The following is a 25030-nucleotide window of genomic DNA, read 5'->3' on the forward strand; positions in this document are numbered from 1 at the left end:
AGGCAGTGCATTTAATTGAAAGTAACGATAATAAGCATTTTAAAGAACTAAAGAAGCTAAAAGAAAAGAAATATAGAAAGCAGCTTGGGTTATATATAATAGAAGGATTAAGATTTGTTGAAGAAGCAGTAAAAGCTGATGCTGCTATAGATGAGATTATTATCGATGAAGCAAAGCAAGAAAAATTTGAAGATATATGCGTAAAAGTTAATGATGATAAAATTACAATTCTAAAGTCATCATTATTTAATCAATTATCAAGTACAGAAAACCCACAGGGGATTATAGCGGTTATAAAAATTAGCAATAGTGAGAATAATTATAAGGGTAGCTTTTATGTGCTTTTAGATAAACTACAAGATCCAGGAAATGTTGGCACTATAATAAGAACTGCTCATGCAGCAGCAGTTGATGGAATTATTGTTAGAGATGGGACTGTTGATATATATAATGATAAAACTCTTAGGAGCACAATGGGATCCATATTCTACACTAACATAATAGAAGATAAGAATCTTGAAGTAGTGCAAAAGTTTAAGGAAGATGGTTTTAAGCTATTAGCAAGTTCATTAGATACTGATTTTAACTATTATGAAGTGGATTTAAGCGATAAAATTATTTTAGTGGTAGGCAACGAAGGAAATGGAGTATCTGATGAGATTTATGAGCTTTGTGACTTGAAAGCTAAGATACCTATGCCGGGAAATGCAGAGTCTTTGAACGCTTCAGTGGCTGCTTCTATAATGATTTATGAAAAAGTTAGACAAAACTTAAGTAAATAGTATTGAACTAACATGGATTAATATGTATAATAGGCTATAGAATTGAATATGAAAAAACTGTGAATGAGAGAGTAAGAATATTTTAGCTTTACAGGGAGAAGAGATCAAAGACTGGAAGTCTCTTTATTGATATATATTCTGAAGTTCACTCAGGAGTTCTAACTGTGAAATAAAGTAGTAGTTAGCGGGGAACCGTTATATATATAAGAGAGTATTAAGCTAATTAGGGTGGTACCGCGGAACCTCCGTCCCTTTGTAGGGGCGGTTTTTATTTTGCAAAAAAATGCAGTTTTACTTTTTGAAAGGAGAAAACAATATGAAAGAAAAACTTTTAGAAATCAAGGATAGCGCATTAAAAGTTCTTGAAGATGTAAAAAACAGCAGTGAGATTGAAAATATTAGAGTTAAATATTTAGGAAAAAAAGGTGAATTAACTTCAATATTAAGAGGTATGGGAGGTCTTACTAATGAAGAAAGACCAATCATAGGTAAGCTTGCAAACGAAGTAAGAGCAGAAATTGAAAATAGATTAGAAGAGATTTCCACGGAAATAAAGAATATTGAAAAGAAAAAGAAACTAGAAGGTGAAGTTATAGATATAACTATGCCTGGTAGAAAGAACCTAGTAGGCAAGAGACATCCACTAGATTTAACTCTAGAGCACATGAAGGAAATATTCATATCAATGGGCTTTACTATAGAGGAAGGGCCTGAAATAGAAAAAGATTATTACAACTTCGAAGCACTTAATATACCAAAGAATCATCCAGCAAGAAGTGAACAAGATACATTCTATATAAATGATAATGTAGTTCTAAGAACTCAAACTTCACCAGTACAAATTAGAGTTATGGAAAAACAAAAACCACCTATTAAGATGATCTCTCCAGGTAAAGTATTTAGATCAGATGCAGCGGATGCTACACATTCACCAATATTTTATCAAATGGAAGGCTTAGTAATTGATAAGGGGATAACTTTTGCTGATTTAAAAGGAACGCTAGAATTATTCGCTAAAAAGATGTTTGGAGAAAATGTTAAAACTAAGTTCAGACCACATCACTTCCCATTCACTGAACCTTCAGCAGAAATGGATGCAACTTGCTTCGTTTGCGGAGGAGAAGGTTGTAGAGTATGTAAAGGTAGCGGTTGGATAGAACTTTACGGATGCGGTATGGTACATCCACAAGTTCTTAGAAACTGTGGTATAGATCCAGAAGAATATAGCGGATTTGCTTTCGGTATGGGCGTAGACAGAATGGTAATGCTTAAGTACGGCATTGATGATATAAGACAACTATATGAAAGTGACATGAGATTTTTAAATCAGTTTTAGGAGGAATTTAATATGAAAGTACCATATTTATGGCTAAAAGACTATGTAAATATAGATATAGATGCAAAAGAACTAGCTGATAGACTTACTCTATCAGGATCAAAGGTTGAGGAAGTAATAACTTCAGGAGAAGATATTACAAATGTTGTAACTGGTAAGCTTCTTAAGATAGAGCCACATCCAGATGCTGAAAAACTTGTTATATGCCAAGTTGAAGTAGGGCAAGAAGAACCTGTTCAAATAGTTACAGGTGCTAAAAACATGAAGGAAAATGATATAGTTCCAGTTGCTCTTCATGGTTCAACTCTACCAAATGGATTAAAGATAAAGAAGGGTAAACTTAGAGGCGTTGTTTCAAATGGAATGATGTGTTCTGAAGAAGAACTAGGAATAGCTGGAGATGAACCAGTTCATGGTCTTATGATATTACCTGAAAATACACCACTTGGTAAGGATATAAAAGATGTATTAGGACTAAATAAGGCTGTAATAGATTTTGAAATAACTTCTAACAGACCAGATTGCTTAAGTGTACTTGGAATAGCTAGAGAAACTGCTGCTACTTTAGGGATAGAATACAAAAATCCTTCAGTAGAATATAAGACTAGTGGAACTGGCAATGTAGAAGACGTAGTTAAGGTTGAAGTAAGAGATGCTTTATGCAAAAGATATATGGCTAGAGCTGTAAAAGACATAAAGATAGAGCCATCACCAACATGGATGCAGGAAAGACTTCTAGAAGCAGGAGTTAGACCAATAAACAATGTAGTTGACATAACTAACTTTGTTATGTTAGAGCTTGGTCAACCAATGCATGCTTTCGATAAAAGAGAAATTAAGTCTAACAAGATAGTAGTAGAGAGAGCAAAGGAAAATGAAAAATTTGTAACTCTTGATGAAATAGAAAGAAATCTAGATACAGAAGTTCTTTGTATAAAAGATGGAGAAGAAACTATAGGTCTTGCTGGAATAATGGGTGGTCTACAATCTGGCATTAAAGATGATACAACTGAGATAATCTTTGAAAGTGCTAGTTTTGATGGAACCAATATCCGTGTAAATTCTAAAAAACTTAACCTTAGAACAGAAGCTTCTTCAAGATTTGAAAAGGATATTGATCCAAACTTAACTGAACTTGCATTAAATAGAGCTTGTGCACTTATAGAGGAACTTAAGGTTGGAACAATAGTAGAGGGGACTATCGATATATATAATGAAAGAAAAGAACCTCATACTATGACGGTAGATTCTAACTGGGTGAACAAGTTCTTAGGAACAGATATTTCAAAGGAACAAATGAAAGAATATCTAGATAGATTAGAGCTTAAAACAACTATTGAAAATGATAATTTAGTTATAGATGTACCAACATTCAGAATTGACATTGCAATAAAAGAAGATATAGCAGAAGAAGTTGCAAGAATATACGGTTATAACAACGTACCTATGACAGTAATTGGTGCTAACTCTCCAAAGGATGCTAAGAATAAAAAGTTAAAATTAGATGATTTAGTTATAAATACAATGATTTCAAGTGGATTAAATCAATCTATTTCTTACTCTTTCGTAAGTCCAAAGGTATTTGATATGATAAACTTACCTTCAGATAGTGAACTTAGAAATGTTGTAAAGATTAAGAATCCATTGGGAGAAGATTATAGCTTAATGAGAACCTCAACTCTTCCTTCAATGATGGAGTGTCTTGGAAGAAATTATTCAAGAAGCAATGAGTTTGCAAGGCTATTTGAACTTGGTAAGGTTTATATTCCAAAGGCTGATGAAAATCAATTACCTAACGAAAAGAATATACTTACAATAGGTCTATATGGAGCTGTTGATTATTTAGATCTAAAGGGAGTAGTAGAAAACCTTATAGATGCATTAGCAATAAAAAATCCATCATTTAAGAGACAAAGTGAAAATGTAAGTTACCATCCAGGAAAAACTGCTGAATTATTTATAGGAAAAGAAAAAGTAGGAGTTCTGGGTGAAATACATCCTGATGTAGCTGATAATTATGGAATAGATACAAATGCTTATGTGGCAGAACTTGATTTAGATATACTTTATGCAAATTCTAACACAGAGAAAAAGTATAAACCATTACCAAAATATCCTGCTGTAACAAGGGATATAGCACTGCTTGTTGAAGATGCTATATTAGTTCAAGAAATTGAAGAAACTATAAGAAAAGCTGGTGGAAACTTAGTAGAAACTGTAAAGTTATTTGACGTATATAAAGGACAGCAAATACCAGAGGGTAAAAAGAGCATAGCTTATGCTATTTCTTATAGAGATGAAAATAAGACTTTAACTGATAATGAAGTTAATAAGGTGCATGATAAGATATTACGTTCATTAGAATATAAAATTGGAGCACAATTAAGATAAAATAATCAATAATTACTTTATTGATAAAATAAGAATCAATCCCTCTGAATTAACATGTCTTTATGTATCAAGGGATTGATTCTTTTTTACTGTAAAGAAAAGTATATAGTTTTTATTCCTATACAGTAAAAAATAAAACTTATTAGCTTGCTATATTTTCATGGTATGCATTTGGAAGGGCATATACGCAAAAAAAATAATGAATTATGCTTTGCAACATAAAAGGTAAAAATATACAATTTGAATTATGGATAATTAAGTAAAATTAAAGTTTTATAAATAAACTTTGAAATTATATATATTTATATGATAACATTAAAGAAAGATATTGATTGTTAAGAGGTGTTGTTATGGGTTCCGTAACTGTAAGAATAAATGGAATTGATTATAATCTAAAGGGAAAAGATGACGAAGAATACTTAAACTATATAGCTAATTATGTTGATGAAAAGGTGAAGGAGATACTAAGTAAAAATAATAAACTTAGTTCTGTTGCGGCTACTGTTCTTGCAGCTATAAATATATCAGATGAACTTTTTAAAGTTAATAATGATTATAATGATCTTTTGGGGAATTTTGAAAGTCTTCAAAAAGAAAATGATAAACTTAAGCAAAGTTTAGAGGATGTAGAGCGGAAAGAAGACGAAGAAAAAGAAGAATATGTATCTATGATGCAAGCTATAGAAGATTTAAAGCTAGAGAAGCTTTCTTTAGAAGAAAAAAATTCATCATTATTAGAAGTATTAAATTCTAAAAATAATGAATTAGAGGAATTAAAGAATGTACAATTAGATGAAGGACAAGAAGAAGATTTAAGTGAGCAAATAACTGAACTTGAGTCAGCTGCAAAGAAACTTTTAGAAGAAAATAACTCTTTGAAATTAGTAAATAGAGAAATGAAATTTGAACTTCAAAGCTCAAAATATAAAGTTATGGACTTAGAAAAGAAATATTTGGATAGTCAAATTAAATTGGCAACTGAAATAAAGAAAAGAGAGCCTTATTTAAAGGTGAAGGATAATAAATAGAATTATGTACTCAAAAGCTTACTTGCATGACAAGTAAGCTTTTCTTCTGATATAATAGTATGGTACGATTTTTATAAAAAATTGTATATCTATATAGATAATCCAGTTCTATCTAATAAAACTAAGTGATACTTCTGTTAACTATTAATGATAATAGGATTATCAAATATAGATTCTATTTGGAACTGGTTTATCTATAGTTTTGGATTATAAAATATTAGAAGGATAGCAGTTTATACTGCATTATCATAGGAGAGATGAACTGATGAATAAAATTGAGCTTTTGGCACCAGCAGGAAGTAAAGAAAGTTTATATGCAGCAATAAATAAAGGTGCAGATGCTGTTTATCTAGGTGGAAGTAAGTTTTCTGCAAGAGCATATGCTTCAAATTTTAACGATGAACAATTAGAAGAAGTGCTAGATTATGCTCATATGTATGGTGTCAAAGTATATATAACTATAAATACATTAATAAAAGAAAATGAATTTGATGAAGCTTTAAGTTATATAGATTTTCTGTATAGAATTGGTGTAGATGGCCTAATAATACAAGATTTAGGCTTGTTTAATGAAACTAAGAAAAAATATACACAAATTGAACTTCACGGGTCTACACAAATGACTGTGCACAATGGTGATGGTGCTTTATTCTTTAAAGATAGTGGTTTTAAGAGAATAGTACTTTCAAGAGAGTTATCTCTTAAAGAAATTGAATATATATCAAAAGAACTTGATATCGAAACAGAGATATTTGTTCATGGCGCTTTGTGTGTATGTTATTCAGGGCAATGTCTTATGAGCAGCATGATAGGTGGGAGAAGCGGAAACAGAGGTAGATGTGCTCAATCTTGCAGACTTCCTTATAATATTATAAGGATAGGAGATAAAACAAAAAAAGAGGGATATTTGTTAAGTCCAAAAGACATGTGTACAATAGAAGATGTGGAACAGATTGTAAATACTGGAACTTCATCTTTAAAGATTGAAGGGAGAATGAAAAGACCTGAGTATGTGGCTGGAGTAGTGGAATCTTATAGAAATGCAGTAGATAGTGTAATTGATAAAAATAAGGATTTTAATGTAAAGGCTTCAAAGGATACACTTATGCAATTGTTTAATAGAGAGGGATTTTCTAAGGCTTATCTATATAAAAATGAAGGAAAAGACATGATGGCCTTTAAGAATCCTAAAAACACTGGAGTATATATAGGTTCTGTAAATAGCAAAGGTGAAGTGCTTTTAGAAAAAAGTATTTCGGTAGGAGATGGAATAAGCTGTGGTAAAGATGGATTTACCATAAGTAAGATACTTTCAGGTAAGAATAGCTTAGAAAATGCGGATGAAGGCATGAGTGTGAAGCTATTACCAGCAAGATATAAGAATAATGATAAGTTATATAAGACTTTAGATGTAGAACTTATGGATAAGTATAAAACATCTTACTTAAATCCTTATGAAAATAAGATTGAAATTAAGGCTTCAATGATTTTTAAAGTTGGAGAGCCTATGATTATTGCTTTAACTTATAATGATAAAGACTATGAGGTAAAGGGTGAAGTAGTTCAAACGGCTCTTAAAAAACCTCTATCTAAAGATAAGGTTGAAGAAAATATAATGAAATCTGGGGAAACTCCTTATAAGATAAGTTCTATAGAATTCTTAAGTTTTGAACAAGGATTTGTACCGGTATCATCGATAAATTCTTTAAGAAGAGAGATAATTGAAGCCATTGAAGCAAATGAAATAAAGAAATTTAAAAGAGAAGTTAGTAATGAAGACTATGATAAATCAAACTATAACAAGAGGGATGCTAAAGAATTTAAGGGCGTTTTATATACAGTAAGAACTAAACAACAGTTAAAAGCTGTTGTTGAAAATAACTGTGAGAATTATGCAATAGATATTTTCGGAAAGAGTTTGAATTCTTTGTTAGAAAAAGATATAGAAAATATAGATTTATCAAAAGTATATTTTAAGGTTCCTAATATAATAAAAGATGAGTATCAATATGTTTGTTCAGTTATTGATAAATACATTGATAATATTAAAGGAATTGTAACTGCTAATGCAGGAATTATATATAGATATAATAGTAAAACTAGTATAATTGGGGATTATAAACTTAATATATTTAACAGTAAAGCTGTAGAGTTTTACGAAAAATCTATAGACGTTTTACCTATAAGTGTTGAACTTAATAGAAGTGAAATGATTTCTGTAACGAAAGGGAAAAAATCTTCATATCAAGCTTTAATTTATGGAAGAGTTGAAATGATGGTTAGCGAGTATTGCCCGATAGGCAGTACTTTTGGACAGAAAAGTTCTAATAATAATTGCAATCAAAGCTGTGTAAAAGATGATTTTATATTAGAAGATAGAATGAAGGAAAAGTTTGTAATGACTACTGACAGGTTCTGTAGATCACATATATATAATAGCGTTCCTTTAAATCTTATAGATGAGATGGATAGAATGGAACAGATTGGCATAAGCAGCTTTAGAGTGGATTTTATTGATGAGGATTATAATGAAGTCAGCCGTATTATAAGGGTGATTAAAAAAGAAGAAGAAGACAACAAAAATATTAATTATACAAAAGGTCATTATAAAAGAGGAGTAGAATAAAGGAGAAATCTTATGAATGAGAAGGCATTAAGAATTCTAGAATTTAATAAAGTAAAAGAAGAGATAAAAAAATATGCACTTACAGGTGCTTCAAAGGATACTATAGATGAGTTAGCTCCATATGAAAATATACATGAAGTAAAGGAACATCTTCAAGAAACCAAAGAAGCTCTTACACTGCTTCAAAAGAAGGGAGCACCGCCTTTTGAAGGTTTATACGATGTAAGAGAAGCTATAACAAGGGCTGGAAAAGGTGGTACATTAAATCCAGGGCAACTACTTAAAATAGGTAACATGGTGAGATGTGCTAGAAGGTTTATAGATTTTATAAAAAGAAAAGATGAAGAACAATCTTATAATATATTAGAAGATATATGTGCAGGTTTGACACCAATAAGAAAGTTAGAGGATACAATCTTCAATGCAATAATAGGTGAAGAAGAAATATCTGATAAAGCTAGTCAAACTCTTAATAATATAAGAAGATCCCTTAAAGAAAAAAATTCTTCAGTTAGAGATAAAGTGAATTCTATATTAAGGGAAAATTCAAAGTTTTTACAGGATAACCTTTATACCATGAGAGGTGATAGATATGTTATCCCTGTAAAGGCAGAGCATAAAGGCTCAGTGCCAGGACTTATTCATGATCAAAGTTCAACAGGAGCAACTCTTTTTATAGAACCTATGAGCTTGGTTAAGATAAACAATGAAATCAAAGAGCTTATGTTAAAAGAAAAAGCTGAGATAGAGAGAATACTTCAGGAGTTGTCTGGTTTTGTTTATGATGAAATTATAGCAGTTAGAAATAATGCTAATATTTTAAATGAATTGGACTTTATATTTGCAAAGGCTAAATACGCAAGTGCTATTGATGGAATATGTCCTGCGGTTAATGGAAATGGAATAGTGGATTTAGTTCAAGCTAAACATCCGCTTATAGATCCTAAAAGGGTTGTAGCATCAGATATATATTTAGGAAGAGAATTCACAAGTCTTGTTGTAACAGGTCCAAATACTGGTGGTAAGACAGTAACTTTAAAGACTGTTGGTCTACTTCATATAATGGCTATGAGTGGTGTTTTAATACCGGCTAGGGAAAACTCTACGGTGAGTTTCTTTAGAGAAATATATGCTGATATAGGTGATGAACAAAGTATTGAACAAAGTTTATCTACTTTTTCTTCTCATATGACTAACATAGTATCAATAATGGAAGAAGCGGATAATGAGTCACTTATTTTATTTGACGAATTAGGTGCAGGTACAGATCCTACTGAAGGTGCTGCGCTTGCAGTAGCTATACTTGAAACACTTAGACATAGAAACTGTAAGATAGTTGCTACAACTCATTATAGTGAGCTAAAAGGGTATGCATTAAGAACTATAGGCGTTGAAAATGCATCAGTAGAATTTGATGTGGAAACATTGAGACCAACCTATAAGCTTTTGATAGGTATACCAGGTAAATCAAATGCATTTGAGATATCAAGAAGATTGGGGTTAAGTGGGGATGTAATAGATAAATCGAAAGAATTGATCTCTAGTGAGTCCCTTCAATTTGAAGATTTAATACAAAGTCTTCAAGAAAAGAGTATGAAAGCAGAGAGGGATGCCAGAGAAGCTGAAATGTTAAAGCTGGATGCTAGAAAGCTCAGAGAAAAATATGAAGTAAAACTAGAAAATCTAGAGAAGACTAGAGAAAATGCTTTTGGAGAGGCAAGAAGAGAAGCTAAACAAATTCTTAGAGAAGCCAAAGAAGAAGCAGATCAAATTCTTAAGAATATGAGAGAACTTGAGAGGTTAGGATATGACTCTGATGCAAGAAGAAAGTTAGAAGAGCAGAGAAGTAAACTAAGAGATAAGCTCGATAAAACAGAGACTGTAATAAACAAGGCTGAAAAGGATAATGGTGAAACAATTGAAGTGGTTAAGCCAGGAATGGAAGCTTTTTTACCTTCTTTAAATCAGAAAGTAATTATACTAACAATGCCAGATTCAAAAGGCGATGTTCAAGTTGAAGCTGGTATAATGAAAGTAAATGTTAAGCTAAAAGACCTAAGAAAATCTAAAGAGACTAAGGAAACTAAGAAAAAGGTGAAACGTGAAGTTAATCTAAATACTAAATCGGTAGCTAGTTCTGTTGATTTAAGAGGGCTTGATGCAGAGGAAGCTTGCTATAACGCTGATAAGTACTTGGATGAGGCATATATGGCTGGCCTTGGAGAAGTATCTTTAATTCACGGAAAAGGAACAGGAATTCTTAGGAAAAGCATAAATGATATGTTAAGGAGCCATCCGCATGTTAAGTCTTATAGGCTAGGTGAATATGGAGAAGGCGGAACTGGAGTTACTGTAGTTCAGCTAAAGTAGTATTATTGATAGTAAGTTAAGGATTTCTTATGTGGTGAAAAATATAAGTTAATAGCTTAATGAAAATGATTTTGAGGTTTTGGAATATCTATAGTGTTCCATTACGAAAACTTAAGTTATACATGTTCGAAAATCATGCACCTATGAATTTTAGGCATGCATAACTTAATAGTTGAAGTTGGAATCCTATATTAACTTATAAGAACACCTTATATAAGGTAGGGGTGGAGTAGAGTTGATTATAATAAGTGCGTGTTTATGTGGTTGCAACTGTAAGTATAATGGCGGTAATAATTATAATGAAGACATAAAGAAAATCTATGATGAGGGTGAAGCTATACTAGTTTGCCCTGAAGAGATGGGAGGACTTAGCACACCTAGAGAACCAGTAGAAATACAAGGTGGAAGCGGAGTGGATGTTTTAGAAGGTAGAGCTAAAGTCTTATCGGCTAGAGGTACAGATGTTACTGAGGAGTTTATTAAAGGTGCGAGTAAAGTATTGGAGATAGCTGTTAAGAATAATGTTAAGAAAGCAATTCTAAAATCTAAGAGTCCTTCCTGTGGAGCTAGAAAGATATATGATGGTACATTTTCCGGTAAGACTGTTGAAGGTAATGGCGTAACAGCAGAACTTTTAAAGTTAAATGGAATAGAAGTATTGAGTGAAGAAGAATTTTAAAAAGTACAAAATATAATATAAGCTAAAGAATAAAAAGAAGAATATGTCGCCTGCCAGATTTTCCTCATGTACATTCGGAAAGGCAGATGCGCAAAAAAAATCACTGAAGAAATACACTTCAGTGATTTTTTATTCTTTAGAAAGTTATATTTCAGATATATTTATGGATGAATACGTATAGTAAACTTAAAATATAATATAAGCTAAAGAATAAAAAGAAGAATATGTCGCCTGCCAGATTTTCCTCATATACATTCGGAAAGGCAGATGCGCAAAAAAAATCACTGAAGAAATACACTTCAGTGATTTTTTTATATTAAAGATTATTTTGAAACAACTTTAATATATTCAACTTTTGAGTCTTCGGTACCTTGTACGTAAAGACCAACCTCTTTTAGTTCTTCAACATATTTTATGATTTCTTCTGTTATTATCTCACCAGGGCAAAGAAGTGGAATACCAGGTGGATATGCAAGTAAGAATTCACCACTTACTTTTCCGATACTATCTCTAAGTAGTATTGATTCTTTCTTGCTATTAAAAGCATCTCTAGGAATAAGAACACTCTCAGGAATAGATGGTATATCTAAAAAGTCAGGTCTTACCTTTCCTTTAGAAGAATATTCATCAGATATCTCTCTTAATGCGTGTAATAATTTATCTATACTTTCCTTTGTATCTCCAAAAGAACCTACAGCAAGCACGCTATATAAATCAGAAAGTTCCATCTGAATATGATATTTGTTTGATAATATCATATCTAATTCATATCCTGTAATTCCTAAGTCTCTACAAGTTATAGTAATCTTTGTTGGATCTAAAGCTACTACACCAGGTCTTCCTAGTATTTCTTCTCCAAAACAGTAGAAACCATTAATTTTATTTATTTCATTTCTAGCGTAATTAGCTAAATCAATAGCGTTATTTAAAAGTTCTTCTCCGTTTAAAGCAATTTGTCTTCTAGCACAATCTAAACTTGCCATCAAAATATAAGATGGTGAAGTTGTCTGAAGTAAGTTCAGAACTTGTTGAACTCTTGCAGGATCAATGTAATTGCTTTTAACTTGAAGTAAAGAACACTGAGTCAATGCTCCAATTATTTTATGAGTGCTTTGTGCACAGATATCAGCACCTGCTTCCATTGCAGACATAGGAAGTTTTTCGTTAAAACGTAGATGAGGACCATGAGCTTCATCTACTATTAAAGGAATATCGTAACTGTGAACAATGTCAGCAATTTCCTTGATTGCGGTTGCAACACCATAGTACGTAGGGTTTATTATTAATACAGCCTTAGCATCTTTATTTTCTTCTAAAACTCTTTTTACTGTTGCAGGGGTAACACCGTGAGCGATACCTAACTTTTTATCAAGCTCTGGTTGCATAAACACAGGAACTGCCCCACTAAGTATTATTCCAGCAGTAATTGATTTGTGGACATTTCTTGGGACAATTATCTTGTCACCTTGACTTACCACAGACATAATCATGGCTTGAATTGCGCCTGATGTTCCGTGGATTGAGAAAAATGAAGCATCTGAACCATATGCATCAGCAGCAAGTTCTTGTGCTTTTTTTATTGGGCCTGTTGGATGATGTAGACTATCAACTAATTTAAACACCGTTACGTCTATCTTAAATGGGTTTTCACCTATAAAGTTTTTGAATTCCTCATCTATTCCTACGCCTTTCTTATGACCGGGAACGTGAAATGGAATTGTATCTCTATCTACATATTCCATTAGGGCATCAAACAAAGGAGTTTCATTTTGGTCAAATCTGTACACTTTGATACCGCACCTTCTTTCAACAAATAAATATCTTTTATGAAAAACAATATAATTATATGTTATGAGTAACTGTAATGCAATAAAAAAATTGATATGAATAATATTTATTTCTTCTGACAATACTATAAGGCAGGAGGGATTAAAGTGGAAAATATTAAATTGAACAGTAGAAGTAACAAAATAGGTAAAACAGCCAATAAAGTAAGAAGAGCAGGAAGAGTTCCAGGCATTGTATATGGAAAAGGAATGCAGAACTTTATGTTCGAAATAGGTGAATTAGAATTAAATCAAATTATCATTGAACATGGAGAGCATGGTGTAATAGATATCGACTTAGCAGAACAAAATAAGAAGGTACTAATTAAAGAGCTTCAAAGAGATCCTGTTACACATAAAATAATTCACTTAGATTTGGAAACTATAGATAAAGACCAAAAAATTACTACAACGGTACCAGTTCACTTTAAAGGAGAGGGAGTAATAAATTCCTACGGAGCTATAATTCAGAAAGAAAAGTCAGCAGTAAAGGTAAGCTGTACTCCAGATAAGTTACCTAAATTCTTAGAAATAGATGTTTCGAAATCTACAATAGGAAGCACCTATAAAGTATGTGATTTGGAAGTGGGAGCAGAAATATCAATAATTGATGACTTAAATACTGTCCTTGGTTCTGTGAGCTATGAGCAAAAGGTAGTGGAGGCTGTAGAGCCAGAAGAGAAAAAAGGATAACTAAGCCCTATGACTACATAGGGTTTATTTTTAGTCATTAGAAAAATGCAATATACATGAATTGGATGATAGTTCTATAATGTAACAATTTAGAATGTTTATTGACTATAGAATGAAAAAAGAAGAACAAATATAAAGTTAGAGTTTTCTTACATTTGTTATGGAAATAATATTGTAAAAAAAGTAAACTATAAAAAGCGCATTAATAATATATATCTATAATTCATATAATTTCATAAATTTGTACATAAAAGTTTTAATTGTCCATTTTTTAGTGTATAATATTTTATGTTAAATTATAAGGAGGGGTAATAATGACATACAGAGAAAAATACCAACAATGGATACAATCACCTACTATTAATGAAGATATAAAGAATGAATTAAGAAGTATAACTGATGAAAAGGAAATTGAAGATAGATTTTATAAAGAATTAGATTTTGGTACAGGTGGTCTAAGGGGCGTTATTGGTGCTGGAACTAACAGAATGAATATATATACTGTGGGAAAGGCAACTCAAGGGCTTGCTGATTATATAAATGAAACATATACAGAAGGAAAATCAGCTGCAATTGCATATGATTCAAGAAATATGTCAAGGGAGTTTGCTAAGGCTGCTGCTTTAACTTTATGTGCAAATAATATAAAAGTATATCTATTTGAAGATTTAAGACCAACTCCAATGTTATCATATACAGTTAGAAAGTTAAACTGTAAATCTGGTATTGTAATAACAGCATCTCATAATCCTAAGCAATATAATGGATATAAGGTATATGGTGATGATGGTGGACAAGTTACAGATGAACCAGCAAAGAAGATAATAGGATATGTAAATGCTATATCTGATTATGCGGATATTAAATCATTAAGTGAGGAAGAAGCATTAGAAAAAGGACTGCTTGAATATATAGGCGAAAATATAGATAAGACTTATATAGATGCGGTTAAAGCTTTGACAATAAGAAAAGAGTTAGTTGATTTAAATGCTAAAGATTTAAAGGTGATTTACACTCCGATCCATGGGTCAGGTAATATTCCTGTGAGAAGAGTTTTAAATGAGTTAGGCTATAAGAATTTACATGTTGTAAAAGAACAAGAAAAACCAGATGGAAACTTCCCGACTGCATCATACCCTAATCCGGAAGAACCAGCTGTATTTAAGTTGGCTTTAGAGCTAGCAAAAAAAGTTCAACCAGATATAATATTTGGAACAGACCCAGACTGTGATAGAATTGGTGTCGTTGTTAAGGATAATGAAGGTGAGTATAGGGTTTTAACAGGAAATCAAACTGGAATGCTTTTAACTCATTACGTATTAGATGCACTTAAAGACACAAATAGTTTACCAAGTAACGGTGCAGTAATTAAGACCATTGTAACAACAGAAGCGGTAAGAAAGATGGCAGCTCACTACAATGTTACATTGATTGATGTATTGACAGGATTCAAATATATTGGAGAAAAAATCAGAGAGTTTGAAGAAACAGGAAGTCATAAATATCTTTTTGGTTTTGAAGAAAGTTATGGATACCTAGCAGGAGAATTTGTAAGAGATAAGGATGCCGTTATTGCATCAATGTTAATTGCAGAAATGACACTTTATTATAAATCCAAAGGTAAGACATTATATGATGGATTAATAGAAATTTATAATGAATATGGGTTCTATAAAGAAAATCTAGTTTCTCTTGAGTTAAAAGGAAAAGAAGGCCAAGAAAAGATAGCAAGTTGCATAGATAATATGAGAAATAATCCAGTATCTGATGTAAATGGTGTTAAGATAGTTAAGAGATTTGATTATAAGAAGAGTGAAGAAGTAGATGTTGTAAGCAATTCTGTAAATTCTATAGATTTGCCAAAATCAAATGTTCTTAAGTATATATTAGAAGATGATTCTTGGTTTGTAGTAAGACCTTCTGGTACTGAACCAAAGATGAAGGTATACTTATCCATTGTTGGCAACAGCTTAGTAGATGCAGAAAACAGGATAAAGAAGTATACTGAAGAAGTGATGAAAATTATAAATGAGAAATTAAGTTAAATTTGAAAATATGATTAAGGATAAACAAGTTATTTAATAATGATATATTTTGGGTTTCTATTTGGAGATTTTACCAATAAAATTAAAAAGATATAGATTTATTAAAAACTAGTTTGTCTAAAAATTACCACTTCAAGCTGCAAACTATTTTCAAAACTCCCCTAGTTTCTGAGAGGAGTTTTGAAAATATAGATTCTAAAATGAAGTGGTATAGTTATATGTAATATATTTTGTTACTTGACGTACATATGAAGAATAGTATTAATTATTTTAAAATATTAAAAAAGAATTAAACAATAGGGGTGAATGTATTGGACTATAATTCACTTTTTAAGGATAAGCTATCTAAATTATTATTTTTAGAAATAAGAAATATTGAGGCTTTTTTAAAAAAGATAAGTGATAAACAAACAAAATTAAAAAATAAAGAGTTATTTATTCCAGTGAGTATGGAATTTTTAGCTGAAAAAGTAAAACAGAATCAAGAACTTAAGGATATACCTTTATATGAATTCATTGAAGGAATGTTCTATGCCCTAGGTGCAGATGAGAACTTTTCCTATAATGAAGATTACAAGAATATATTGGCCTCAATAAGTAATTCAAAAGAAGCTATTAAAGGAATAATTGCTACAAAAGTAAAGCAAGGAAATTACAATGATAGTTATGTGCTTTTAAGAGGATTGTGTCGATTGTACGGGGAAGAGGAAATCTTTGAAAAGTTATTAGTAGTAGGAAGCACTATAAGAGAAGATAATAAAGATTTTAAAAATTTGCATATGGAAGATATAGAAAATTATAAAAAGGTTTATCCTAAGAGCGCTCTGCCATATATGTATGAGGCACTGACATTTAAAGATGAGGAAGAATATTCAAAAGTCTTAATGTCTCTTAATGAATACATAAGGCTTGGTGGAGAAAGGACAGCTGATATTGAACAACTTTTCTTAGAAGTTTCTGATATAGTCGCATATGAAAAAGGAAAAGAGCAAATTGATGAGAATCCTTTGGAAGCCATAAAAAAGCTTTTGCCTCTATTAGACAAATTTGAAGATAATCCACTTATATATTATTATATTGGTTTATCATATAGAAAGCTTGATAATTACGAAAAAGCAATATATTATTTAAATGAGAGTTTAGGAATAGATAGTTCTATTGTAGAAACTGTAAATGAATTGGGAATAAATTATGCTGCTATCGGAGATTTTGAAAATGCAATAATGTATTTTAGAAAAGCTTTTGAAGCAACTAAAGATGTTGAGATATGCACTAATCTAGTGATGTGCTATTATAATATTGGAAAAATGGATGATGCAAAAATTCATTTAGATATAGCTAACAAACTTGAACCAAATGATGAAATTGTTAAACAGTTAAATAAAGTAATAGGGGGATAATTAATGGAATTAAAAGAATACTTAAACATTGTAAGAAAAAGACTATTATTGGTTATTTTGATAACATTGAGTTGTACTTTGATAAGTGCAGTAGTGAGCTACTTTGTAATAAAACCAGCTTATAAAGCTGATATATCTGTACTGATTGGACAAAATCAAAAGAGTGATTCTGCTACAAAGGAAAACTATAACGATGTGATGATGTATCAAAAGATGGTTAAAACCTATAGTATTTTTGTTCAGACTAAAACCGTTGCAAATGATGTAATAAATGAGTTGAATTTAGATATGAATGCAGATCAGTTAATTAAGATGATTTCTGTTGCACCAAAAGGTGATACTGAATTTTTAACTATTACAGTAAAATCAAAGGACAAGAGTCAAGTTGCTAAGATTGCAAATCAAATTGCTAAATCCTTAAAAAAGGAATCAATTGAAATTTACAATCAAGACAATATTAAGTTAGTTGATGATGCTGTAGAGCCAACAAGCCCAGATAGTCCAAGACCACTTTTAAATATTGCAGTAGCACTATTTGTTGGTCTTATGTTATCTATAGGTATTGTTTTCTTAATAGAATATCTTGACAATACAGTTAAAGATGAAGAAGAATTAACAAGATTACTTGGGGTTCCTGTAATAGGTGTAATTCCTACAATTGAAGAATAATGGAGGAAGCCAATGGATAAGAATTTAATTTCTTTAGTTAATAATAAATCTAGAGGGGCTGAGGCCTTTAGAACTCTAAGAACAAACATACAATACTCTTCTCTTGATGAAGAAATGCGTGTAATTGTAGTAACTTCGTCAAGTCCTTCAGAAGGTAAGAGTACTGTTATATCCAATTTAGCTACTTCAATGTCTCAAGCAGGCAAAAAGGTATTGCTTATAGACTGTGATTTTAGAAGACCTACTGTTCATAAAAAATTTGGTATTCCAAACTCAAAGGGATTAGCAAATATAATAATAGGTGAAAACAAAATAGAAGAATGTTTAAAGACTACAGAGATAAAGAATCTTTATATACTAACATGTGGTACTTTGCCACCTAATCCATCGGAGCTTTTGGGTAGCAAGGCAATGACTAAATATCTTAATGAATTTAAGGAAATATTTGATATAGTTTTAATAGATGCACCTCCAGTTTTAGCAGTTACTGATGCTCAAATACTTTCTGTTAATGCTGATGGAACATTACTTGTAGCTTCTTACGGAAAGACAGAAAAGAAAGCAATTGTAAAATCAAAGGAAATGTTGGACAAGGTAGGCGGAAAATTAGTTGGGGTAGTATTAAATATGGTTCCTACTAAAGCAAACGAGTATTACTATAGTAAGTATTATGGTTATTATGAAAAAGAGTAGGTGATATGATGATAGATTTTCATAGTCATATAATACCTAATATAGATGATGGATCACAGTCTTTTGATATAACAAAAGATATGCTCAAGAATTCTGCTCAGGAGGGTACAACCCATATTTGTGCTACTTCTCACTATATACCTGGTGAATTTGAGCAGCAAAAAGATACTTATGATAGTGCTTTTGTAAAGGTTAAGGAAATGGGACAAGATATGGGCATAAATGTTATTAAAGGTTTAGAGGTTTATATAACTCCTAACCTTTTGGAACTTTATAACAATGGTTTGATCTGGTGTCTGAATGACAGAAAATATATGCTTATAGAGCTTCCTATGAGAGAATTTCCACTTTATACTGAAGATGTATTTTATGAACTAAGGCTAAAAGGTGTTACTCCAATATTAGCTCACCCAGAACGAAACTTTAAGATTGCAAATAATCCAGAAATATTAAAAAATCTTGTTGAGCAAGGGAATCTTGCTCAGGTTAATGCAGGAAGCTTAACTGGTGCTTATGGAAATACAATAAAGGAAGCGGCAGAGCAATTAGTTAAGAGAAATTTAGTGCATATGGTTGGAAGCGATGGACATAACAATGAGAGAAGAAACACCTTTGTAAAAAAAGCCCTATCTAATATAAAAGAACTTAACCCTGAATTACATAAGTGGATTAAAGAAAATGAAATTAATATTTTAAACGGGGAAGATGTTTCTCCGTTGCCAGTAAGAGAATTAAAGAAAGCAAGTTTGTTTTCTAGGCTATTTAGTAAGAAGTGATTAGTATATCTAATTGCTTCTTTTTTTGATGTAAAGGAAATGAAATTTTATTACTTCTAAACTTAGATATTTCAACACTTTCAGAAGTTTTTTATCACTAACAGTAAAAAATAAAACTTGTTCGCATGCCAAATTTTCCTCGCATGTATCCGGAAAGGCAGATGCGTTAAAAAAGTTTGCTAAAGAAGGCCGCTTCAGCGACTTTCTTATTATTCTATATATAATTTGACTTTAAAATATATTGAGTGTAAAATTATTAAGAGTTTAAAAGTTTTAGAGGTGACTTATGAAGAGAAACAATATAGTTACAGAGTTTTTTAAATTTGGTACTTATTTTATAGATGCAGTTTTAGTTGTTTTTTCAGTTTATCTGTCTTTTTTAATACAGTTTAAGTCTACCCCACCAGATTACAACTTTAATCCATTTATTAACATAATACCTTTTATAGTTATAGCTTATTTAATATATATGTATGTATTTGGTCTTGGTGACCTACTAAAAAAGAGTGTTACAGAAACTATATATTCAATAGGGTTAACAGTTGCAGCGTTGTTTATAACAACAGCAGGAATAACTTTCTTCGCACGTGGGTTTGCTTATCCTAGAATGGTTCTTGTTATAAGTACGATTGTGCAGTTTGTAATTTTATCCGTTTGGAGAACTTTTGTGTGGAAGATAAACAGATCTTTTCATGGCGTAAAAGAATGTTTAGTTATAGGAGAAAGTTCGTTAGAATATTTAACTAAGAAGATATTGTTAAAGCAAAGAGATTTATATAAAATAAAATATATATGTGGTAGTAAGAGTAAAAATATTGACAACTACTTAGATAACGTAGATGTAGTTTTTATTTGTAATGATGTAGAGTTAAATGTTAAAAAGAAAATAGTAGACAGTTGTCTTGCAAGTAGAAAAAGTATATATATAATTCCTGATATATACGAGATTGCAATACTTAACTCAAAGCTGAACAGAGCAGATGATATCCCAATGTTTAAAGTTCAAAAGTTAGGATTAACCTTAGAAGCAAGATTTTTTAAGCGCTTACTTGATATAATTGTATCCTTGGTTGGAATAATACTTTCTAGCCCTATTATGCTTATTGTAATAGCAGCAATAAAGTTATCTGATGGAGGAACAATATTCTACAAGCAAGAAAGAGTTACTATAGATGAAAAAAATTTCTTTGTGTTGAAGTTTAGGACTATGGTAATGAATGCTGAAAAACTTACTGGTCCAGTGCTTGCTGGAGAGTCCGATCCTAGAATAACTAAGCTAGGAAGAATTCTAAGAGCTACAAGGCTTGATGAACTGCCACAATTCTTTAATATACTTTTAGGGGATATGAGTGTAGTTGGTCCTAGACCAGAAAGACCATTCTTCGTAGAACAGTTCAAAGATGAAATACCGGATTATAAATATAGAACCATTGTAAAAGCAGGGCTTACAGGACTTGCTCAAGTCCTAGGTAAATATTCAACTACGCCAGAAGATAAGGTAAGATATGATATATTATATATCAAGAATTACAGTATACTTCTTGATTTAAAACTAATCTTACAGACTATAAAAATAATGTTTATGAAAGAAAGTTCAGAGGGCTTAAAGGATGATATGCCTTTGACAAAGCTTATAAAGACTACTAATGCTGAAATAACTATAGATAAAATCGAAGACTAATTACCAAATAGGAGGCTTTTTAGTCTCCTATTATTATAGGGGGAAATACAATAATGAAAGATTTAGCAAATATCTTATTCTGTATTTATATATTTTTAATACCATTGATTCCTTCAGAGATAAATGGGAAGAATTATAGTAATCTCACACAAATAGTATTATTTTTAACAGTTATTCTGTATATCTTTCAAATAATAAAAACAAAAAAGGTATATAAAATAAAGCAGAATATTATGGAATTCATAACAAACAAAATTTATATATCATTAATAATATTCCTAGGAATAATGGTTTTATCAGCTATATACGCTTCTGATAAATCTCTTGCAATAAAGGAGAGTATTAGATTCTTTACTTATATTGTAACAATGTATTTGGTTAGCCAATGTTTTGATGAAAGGGAAAAAGAAAGAGTTATATTCACATTTATAATTACTACTTTTGTAATTTCGGTTTTAGGAATAATACAATACTTCACTGGAATTGGAGCAGATATGCATATATATTCATCTGCAAGACCTAGAATACAAGCAACGTTAGATAATCCGAATACCTTGGGAGCCTTTCAGGTTCTTATGTTGTTCCCTTTATTATCTTTGATGAGAGTAAAACAAAAAAACATCACTTTGAAAATATTTATAATAATAACAACTGTTCTTTGTTTTTCTAATATAGTTATATCGATGTCAAGAAGTGCATTGATAGGTCTTGGTGTAGGATTAATATTGTTAATATTTATTTTCGGCAAGAAGATATTGATATTAATAGTGCCTGTTGGTGCAGTTGTACTTGCCATGCCAAGTGCTTTAAGTAGAATAAAACAAATTACTGACAAAACTCAAAACGATTCAAGAATAAAGATATGGAATGTAGCAGCAAAAATGATGAAAGATCATCCTATAGGTGGAGTAGGGAATGGTAACTTTATAACTAACTATCCTAAGTATGTAAAAATGTATCCTCAGTTTAAAGAAGAAGGTGTAGATGTTTTTCCGAGTCACAATTCATATTTAAAGGTTGGGAGCGAACTTGGGGTTATTGGAGAGCTAAGTTTTATCGTAATTCTTCTATTGATTTTAAGAGAAGCCTTTTATTTTATAAAAAATAAAGGTGAATCCCTAAACTCATATTTTATAGAAGGCTTTGTTGTTGTCATTATCCCTTTTCTAGTTATGAATTGCTTTGATAACATTCTATTTGTTCCAAAGGTAGCAACATATTTTTGGATAATGGTGGCAATGCTTTTTTCCTTTAGGAAGAAAAAAAGTACTTTTTAGGAGCGTGAGGAAATGTCATATAAAGTAGCTCAAATAATTACTCAAGCAGAAATGGGCGGAGCTCAAAAACATCTTTTGATTTTAAGTGACGAATTAAAGAAATTGGGCAATGAGGTTAAGGTATATGCAGGAGAAGGTACAGGTCTAGAACTTCAACTAGAGAAACTGAATATAAGTTTTGAAAGAGTAGAAAATTTGAAAAGAGAGATCTCTTTAGTTTATGATTTAAAAGCTATAGTAAGCTTTATAAAGATATTTAAAAAAGAAAAGTTTGATGTAGTGCACTGTCACAGTTCTAAAGCTGGTTTGGTTGGTAGAATTGCAGCAAGAATTGCAGGTGTAAAGATTGTAACTTATACAGCCCATGGCTTTGTGTTTAATGAACCTATGAGTAGTCTTAAAAGAAAAATATACATAGCTATTGAAAAAATAGGTGCGATTTTTGGAAATAGACTGATAGCTGTTTCGAAAAAAGATTATCAGTGTGCAATTGATTATAAATTAGGACGTAAGAAAAACATTTATTATATACCTAATGCTGTAAATGAAGTTGATAGAAAATCTCTTAAGAACTGTGATGTTTTAAAGCAGCAGCTTGAAGTGGAAAATGATTTTGTATTAGGGGTTGCTGCTAATTTTTATGAAACAAAGGGGCATCGTTATTTGATAGATGCGTTGATTAAGTTGACAAATGAAGGCTATAAATTTTCTTGTCTTCTAATTGGAGATGGAAAGACTAAAGAAGAAATGATGAAAAAGGCAGAAGGGTATAATAACATAAAGTTTTTAGGTTTTAGAAAAGATAACTATGATTTAATAAACTGTATGGATTTGTTTGTACTTCCTTCGGTAAAAGAAGGTATGCCTTATGCAATCTTAGAGGCTATGACTTTGGCAAAGCCTATACTATGTACAAAAGTTGGTGCACTTACTGATATGATAGAAGATGGAAATAACGGCTTTATAGTAGATCCGGAAAGTGTAGAACAGCTATATGAAAAGCTTAAATATATATTAGATAATAAAGATGTGCTTATTAATGTAGGAAAAAGTGGGTATAATTATTATAAGAAGAACTTTACAGTAGATTTATTTATTAAAGATGTACTTAAAGTCTATGATGAAACAATGGAGAGTAGATAAAGTGTTCAGTAATATACTTGGATATAAGGTTTTTAATCAGAGTAAGAATAAATTAATAGAATTGGTTTTTGCTAAGAAAAAGATATGCATAATATCAGGTAATCCAGAAGTTTTGCTTAACGGTATGAGCAATAAAGATCTTTTTGATAGATTTAACAGTGATGATTTTATAATAATCCCTGACGGTGTTGGAACTGTTGTTTCGGCTAAAATTGCTGGACAACCAGTTCAAGAAAAGATTGCAGGTATCGAGGTAATGGATGAACTTTTAAATTTATCAAATGAAAAAGGATATAAAGTTTACCTATTAGGAGCTTCGGAGGATATAATTCAAAGATGTAAAAGCAATATCATTAACAAATACAAGAATATTGATATATGTGGTTGCAGAAATGGATATTTTAAAGTTGACGAAATGAATGAAATTGTAGAAGATATAAAAGTTTCTAAGGCTAATATTTTGTTTGTAGCATTGGGATCGCCAAAACAAGAAAATTTTATCATTGAAAATATGTCACAATTACCATGTAATATATATATGCCAGTAGGAGGAAGCTTTGACGTTTTTGCTGGAAAAGTAAATAGAGCTCCTAAAATTATGATAAAATTAGGCCTTGAGTGGCTATACAGAGTTTGGAAGGAGCCTTTTAGAATAAAAAGATTGGGGAAAATCCCTAAGTTTATATTTATTGTTTTCCTAAATAGAATAGGTCTGTTTAAAAAGGCTGAAAGCAAGTAATTGTGATAGCTGTTAAGCACTATAATGAAATTAAAGATAACCTTAATTTAATAAGAATAAAGCCATGCATAATAGAGAAAGTAGCTCTCTATTTATACATGGCTTTTGTATTGTTTAGGACATTTATATACTTTGTAATAGCTATTTTTACTTTGATATATAAAACTTTATTAATACTTAAACTTAAGGTTTTACCTTATAGTTTCTCATAAACTAAAGTCATTATTACTTTTTTAAGTTCTTCAGCTTTCTTTAATAGATTGCTGCAATCTTCTTTTATTTGGTTAGTATCATCGCTTTCTATAAACTTTAAGTTTACCATTACATTTAATATTGAACTTTCTATTGATGCATAGGCAAGTATAGCAGAAACACCAGCATCTGAAATCACATTTGTATTTCCATACATAGCTGCAGTTTTGATATGTTCCATTACAGCTACTAGTTCTTTTGCAAGGTTTAAGGGAACTAACATTGCATTTTGAAGACCGGATTGAATTTGTTCTTGTCTTATTGTAAGATTTTCTTCTGTATCTTTAGGCAATTTATAAGCTAACATTAAACTTGAAAAAGCTTCTCCATCCTTATCTATAAAGCTTAGAAAATCCTCGGTTTTTTTCTTGCAGTATTCCATTGCAGCAAATACTGTATCCTTTTCATTTTCACTAACACTGGCAAAAGCTTTTTTATTTACCGTAAGATTAAATACCATATTGCTTAGTGCTGTTGACAGTGAAGCTGATACTGCAGCGGCACCACCACCACCTGGTACCGGGCTACTTGAACTTAATTCATCTATAAAATCATTAATACTCTTATCTTTAAAATGCATATAAAAAACCTCCTAAACTTTTGTACATGTGAAATTTAAATTCA

Annotated in this window: 19 protein-coding genes and 1 other annotated feature; of the genes, 17 read left to right on the forward strand and 2 right to left on the reverse strand. The window is 31.0% G+C overall.

The window, feature by feature from the left end; translation table 11 throughout:
- The first annotated feature begins 5 nt into the window (after positions 1 to 5).
- From OCU55_RS03745 to OCU55_RS03775, 7 genes are all read left to right on the forward strand, one after another.
- A complete protein-coding gene (locus tag OCU55_RS03745) occupies positions 6 to 782 on the forward strand; it encodes a TrmH family RNA methyltransferase (RefSeq protein WP_261850961.1) in 777 nt (258 codons plus the stop codon).
- 50 nt (positions 783 to 832) lie between these two features.
- Positions 833 to 1038 (forward strand) — a binding site (T-box leader).
- 60 nt (positions 1039 to 1098) lie between these two features.
- Positions 1099 to 2118, forward strand: coding sequence for a phenylalanine--tRNA ligase subunit alpha (pheS, locus tag OCU55_RS03750; protein WP_261850962.1), 1020 nt, complete (start codon positions 1099 to 1101; stop codon positions 2116 to 2118).
- A gap of 12 nt (positions 2119 to 2130) precedes the next feature.
- The gene (gene pheT, locus OCU55_RS03755; RefSeq protein ID WP_261850963.1) at positions 2131 to 4509 is read left to right on the forward strand and encodes a phenylalanine--tRNA ligase subunit beta; all 2379 of its coding nucleotides are present in this window, start codon (positions 2131 to 2133) and stop codon (positions 4507 to 4509) included.
- Between the two features lie 350 nt (positions 4510 to 4859).
- Positions 4860 to 5537 carry a cell division protein ZapA gene (locus OCU55_RS03760; RefSeq protein ID WP_261850964.1) on the forward strand — a complete coding sequence of 226 codons (678 nt, stop codon included), beginning with the start codon at positions 4860 to 4862 and terminating at the stop codon, positions 5535 to 5537.
- 265 nt (positions 5538 to 5802) lie between these two features.
- The gene (locus OCU55_RS03765) at positions 5803 to 8163 is read left to right on the forward strand and encodes a U32 family peptidase (protein ID WP_261850965.1); all 2361 of its coding nucleotides are present in this window, start codon (positions 5803 to 5805) and stop codon (positions 8161 to 8163) included.
- A gap of 12 nt (positions 8164 to 8175) precedes the next feature.
- Positions 8176 to 10533 (forward strand): endonuclease MutS2, encoded by a 2358-nt coding sequence (locus OCU55_RS03770; RefSeq protein WP_261850966.1) that lies wholly within the window; start codon positions 8176 to 8178, stop codon positions 10531 to 10533.
- 235 nt (positions 10534 to 10768) lie between these two features.
- Positions 10769 to 11212, forward strand: a complete 444-nt coding sequence (locus OCU55_RS03775; protein ID WP_261850967.1) for a 2-thiouracil desulfurase family protein — start codon at positions 10769 to 10771, stop codon at positions 11210 to 11212.
- A 323-nt stretch (positions 11213 to 11535) separates the two neighbouring features.
- Here OCU55_RS03775 and OCU55_RS03780 read toward each other — a convergent pair whose 3' ends face one another.
- Entirely contained in the window at positions 11536 to 12999 is a 1464-nt protein-coding gene (locus tag OCU55_RS03780; protein ID WP_261850968.1) for an aminotransferase class I/II-fold pyridoxal phosphate-dependent enzyme, read from the reverse strand.
- Between the two features lie 147 nt (positions 13000 to 13146).
- Between OCU55_RS03780 and OCU55_RS03785 the strand changes: the two genes are divergently transcribed.
- The 10 genes from OCU55_RS03785 to OCU55_RS03830 all read left to right on the forward strand — a co-directional run bounded on the left by OCU55_RS03785 (position 13147) and on the right by OCU55_RS03830 (position 24154).
- Positions 13147 to 13731, forward strand: a complete 585-nt coding sequence (locus tag OCU55_RS03785; protein ID WP_261850969.1) for a 50S ribosomal protein L25 — start codon at positions 13147 to 13149, stop codon at positions 13729 to 13731.
- 314 nt (positions 13732 to 14045) lie between these two features.
- Positions 14046 to 15776, forward strand: coding sequence for a phospho-sugar mutase (locus OCU55_RS03790; protein ID WP_261850970.1), 1731 nt, complete (start codon positions 14046 to 14048; stop codon positions 15774 to 15776).
- Positions 15777 to 16087: 311 nt separating this feature from the next.
- Positions 16088 to 17176 carry a tetratricopeptide repeat protein gene (locus OCU55_RS03795; protein ID WP_261850971.1) on the forward strand — a complete coding sequence of 363 codons (1089 nt, stop codon included), beginning with the start codon at positions 16088 to 16090 and terminating at the stop codon, positions 17174 to 17176.
- A gap of 3 nt (positions 17177 to 17179) precedes the next feature.
- On the forward strand, positions 17180 to 17845 hold the full coding sequence (locus OCU55_RS03800) for a YveK family protein (RefSeq protein ID WP_261850972.1): 666 nt from the start codon (positions 17180 to 17182) through the stop codon (positions 17843 to 17845).
- Between the two features lie 12 nt (positions 17846 to 17857).
- A complete protein-coding gene (locus tag OCU55_RS03805) occupies positions 17858 to 18538 on the forward strand; it encodes a CpsD/CapB family tyrosine-protein kinase (protein ID WP_261850973.1) in 681 nt (226 codons plus the stop codon).
- A gap of 5 nt (positions 18539 to 18543) precedes the next feature.
- Positions 18544 to 19314, forward strand: coding sequence for a tyrosine-protein phosphatase (locus OCU55_RS03810; RefSeq protein ID WP_261850974.1), 771 nt, complete (start codon positions 18544 to 18546; stop codon positions 19312 to 19314).
- A 286-nt stretch (positions 19315 to 19600) separates the two neighbouring features.
- Positions 19601 to 20995, forward strand: a complete 1395-nt coding sequence (locus OCU55_RS03815; RefSeq protein WP_261850975.1) for a sugar transferase — start codon at positions 19601 to 19603, stop codon at positions 20993 to 20995.
- 53 nt (positions 20996 to 21048) lie between these two features.
- The gene (locus OCU55_RS03820; RefSeq protein WP_261850976.1) at positions 21049 to 22272 is read left to right on the forward strand and encodes an O-antigen ligase family protein; all 1224 of its coding nucleotides are present in this window, start codon (positions 21049 to 21051) and stop codon (positions 22270 to 22272) included.
- 12 nt (positions 22273 to 22284) lie between these two features.
- Positions 22285 to 23415, forward strand: coding sequence for a glycosyltransferase family 4 protein (locus OCU55_RS03825; protein WP_261850977.1), 1131 nt, complete (start codon positions 22285 to 22287; stop codon positions 23413 to 23415).
- A 1-nt stretch (position 23416) separates the two neighbouring features.
- A complete protein-coding gene (locus OCU55_RS03830) occupies positions 23417 to 24154 on the forward strand; it encodes a WecB/TagA/CpsF family glycosyltransferase (protein ID WP_261850978.1) in 738 nt (245 codons plus the stop codon).
- Between the two features lie 196 nt (positions 24155 to 24350).
- Here the strand turns inward: OCU55_RS03830 and OCU55_RS03835 are convergent, their stop codons facing one another.
- Entirely contained in the window at positions 24351 to 24986 is a 636-nt protein-coding gene (locus OCU55_RS03835; RefSeq protein WP_261850979.1) for a cyclodeaminase/cyclohydrolase family protein, read from the reverse strand.
- Positions 24987 to 25030 lie beyond the last annotated feature (44 nt).

This window comes from Clostridium folliculivorans, from assembly GCF_024341905.1.
Lineage (GTDB): Bacteria > Bacillota > Clostridia > Clostridiales > Clostridiaceae > Clostridium_AR > Clostridium_AR folliculivorans.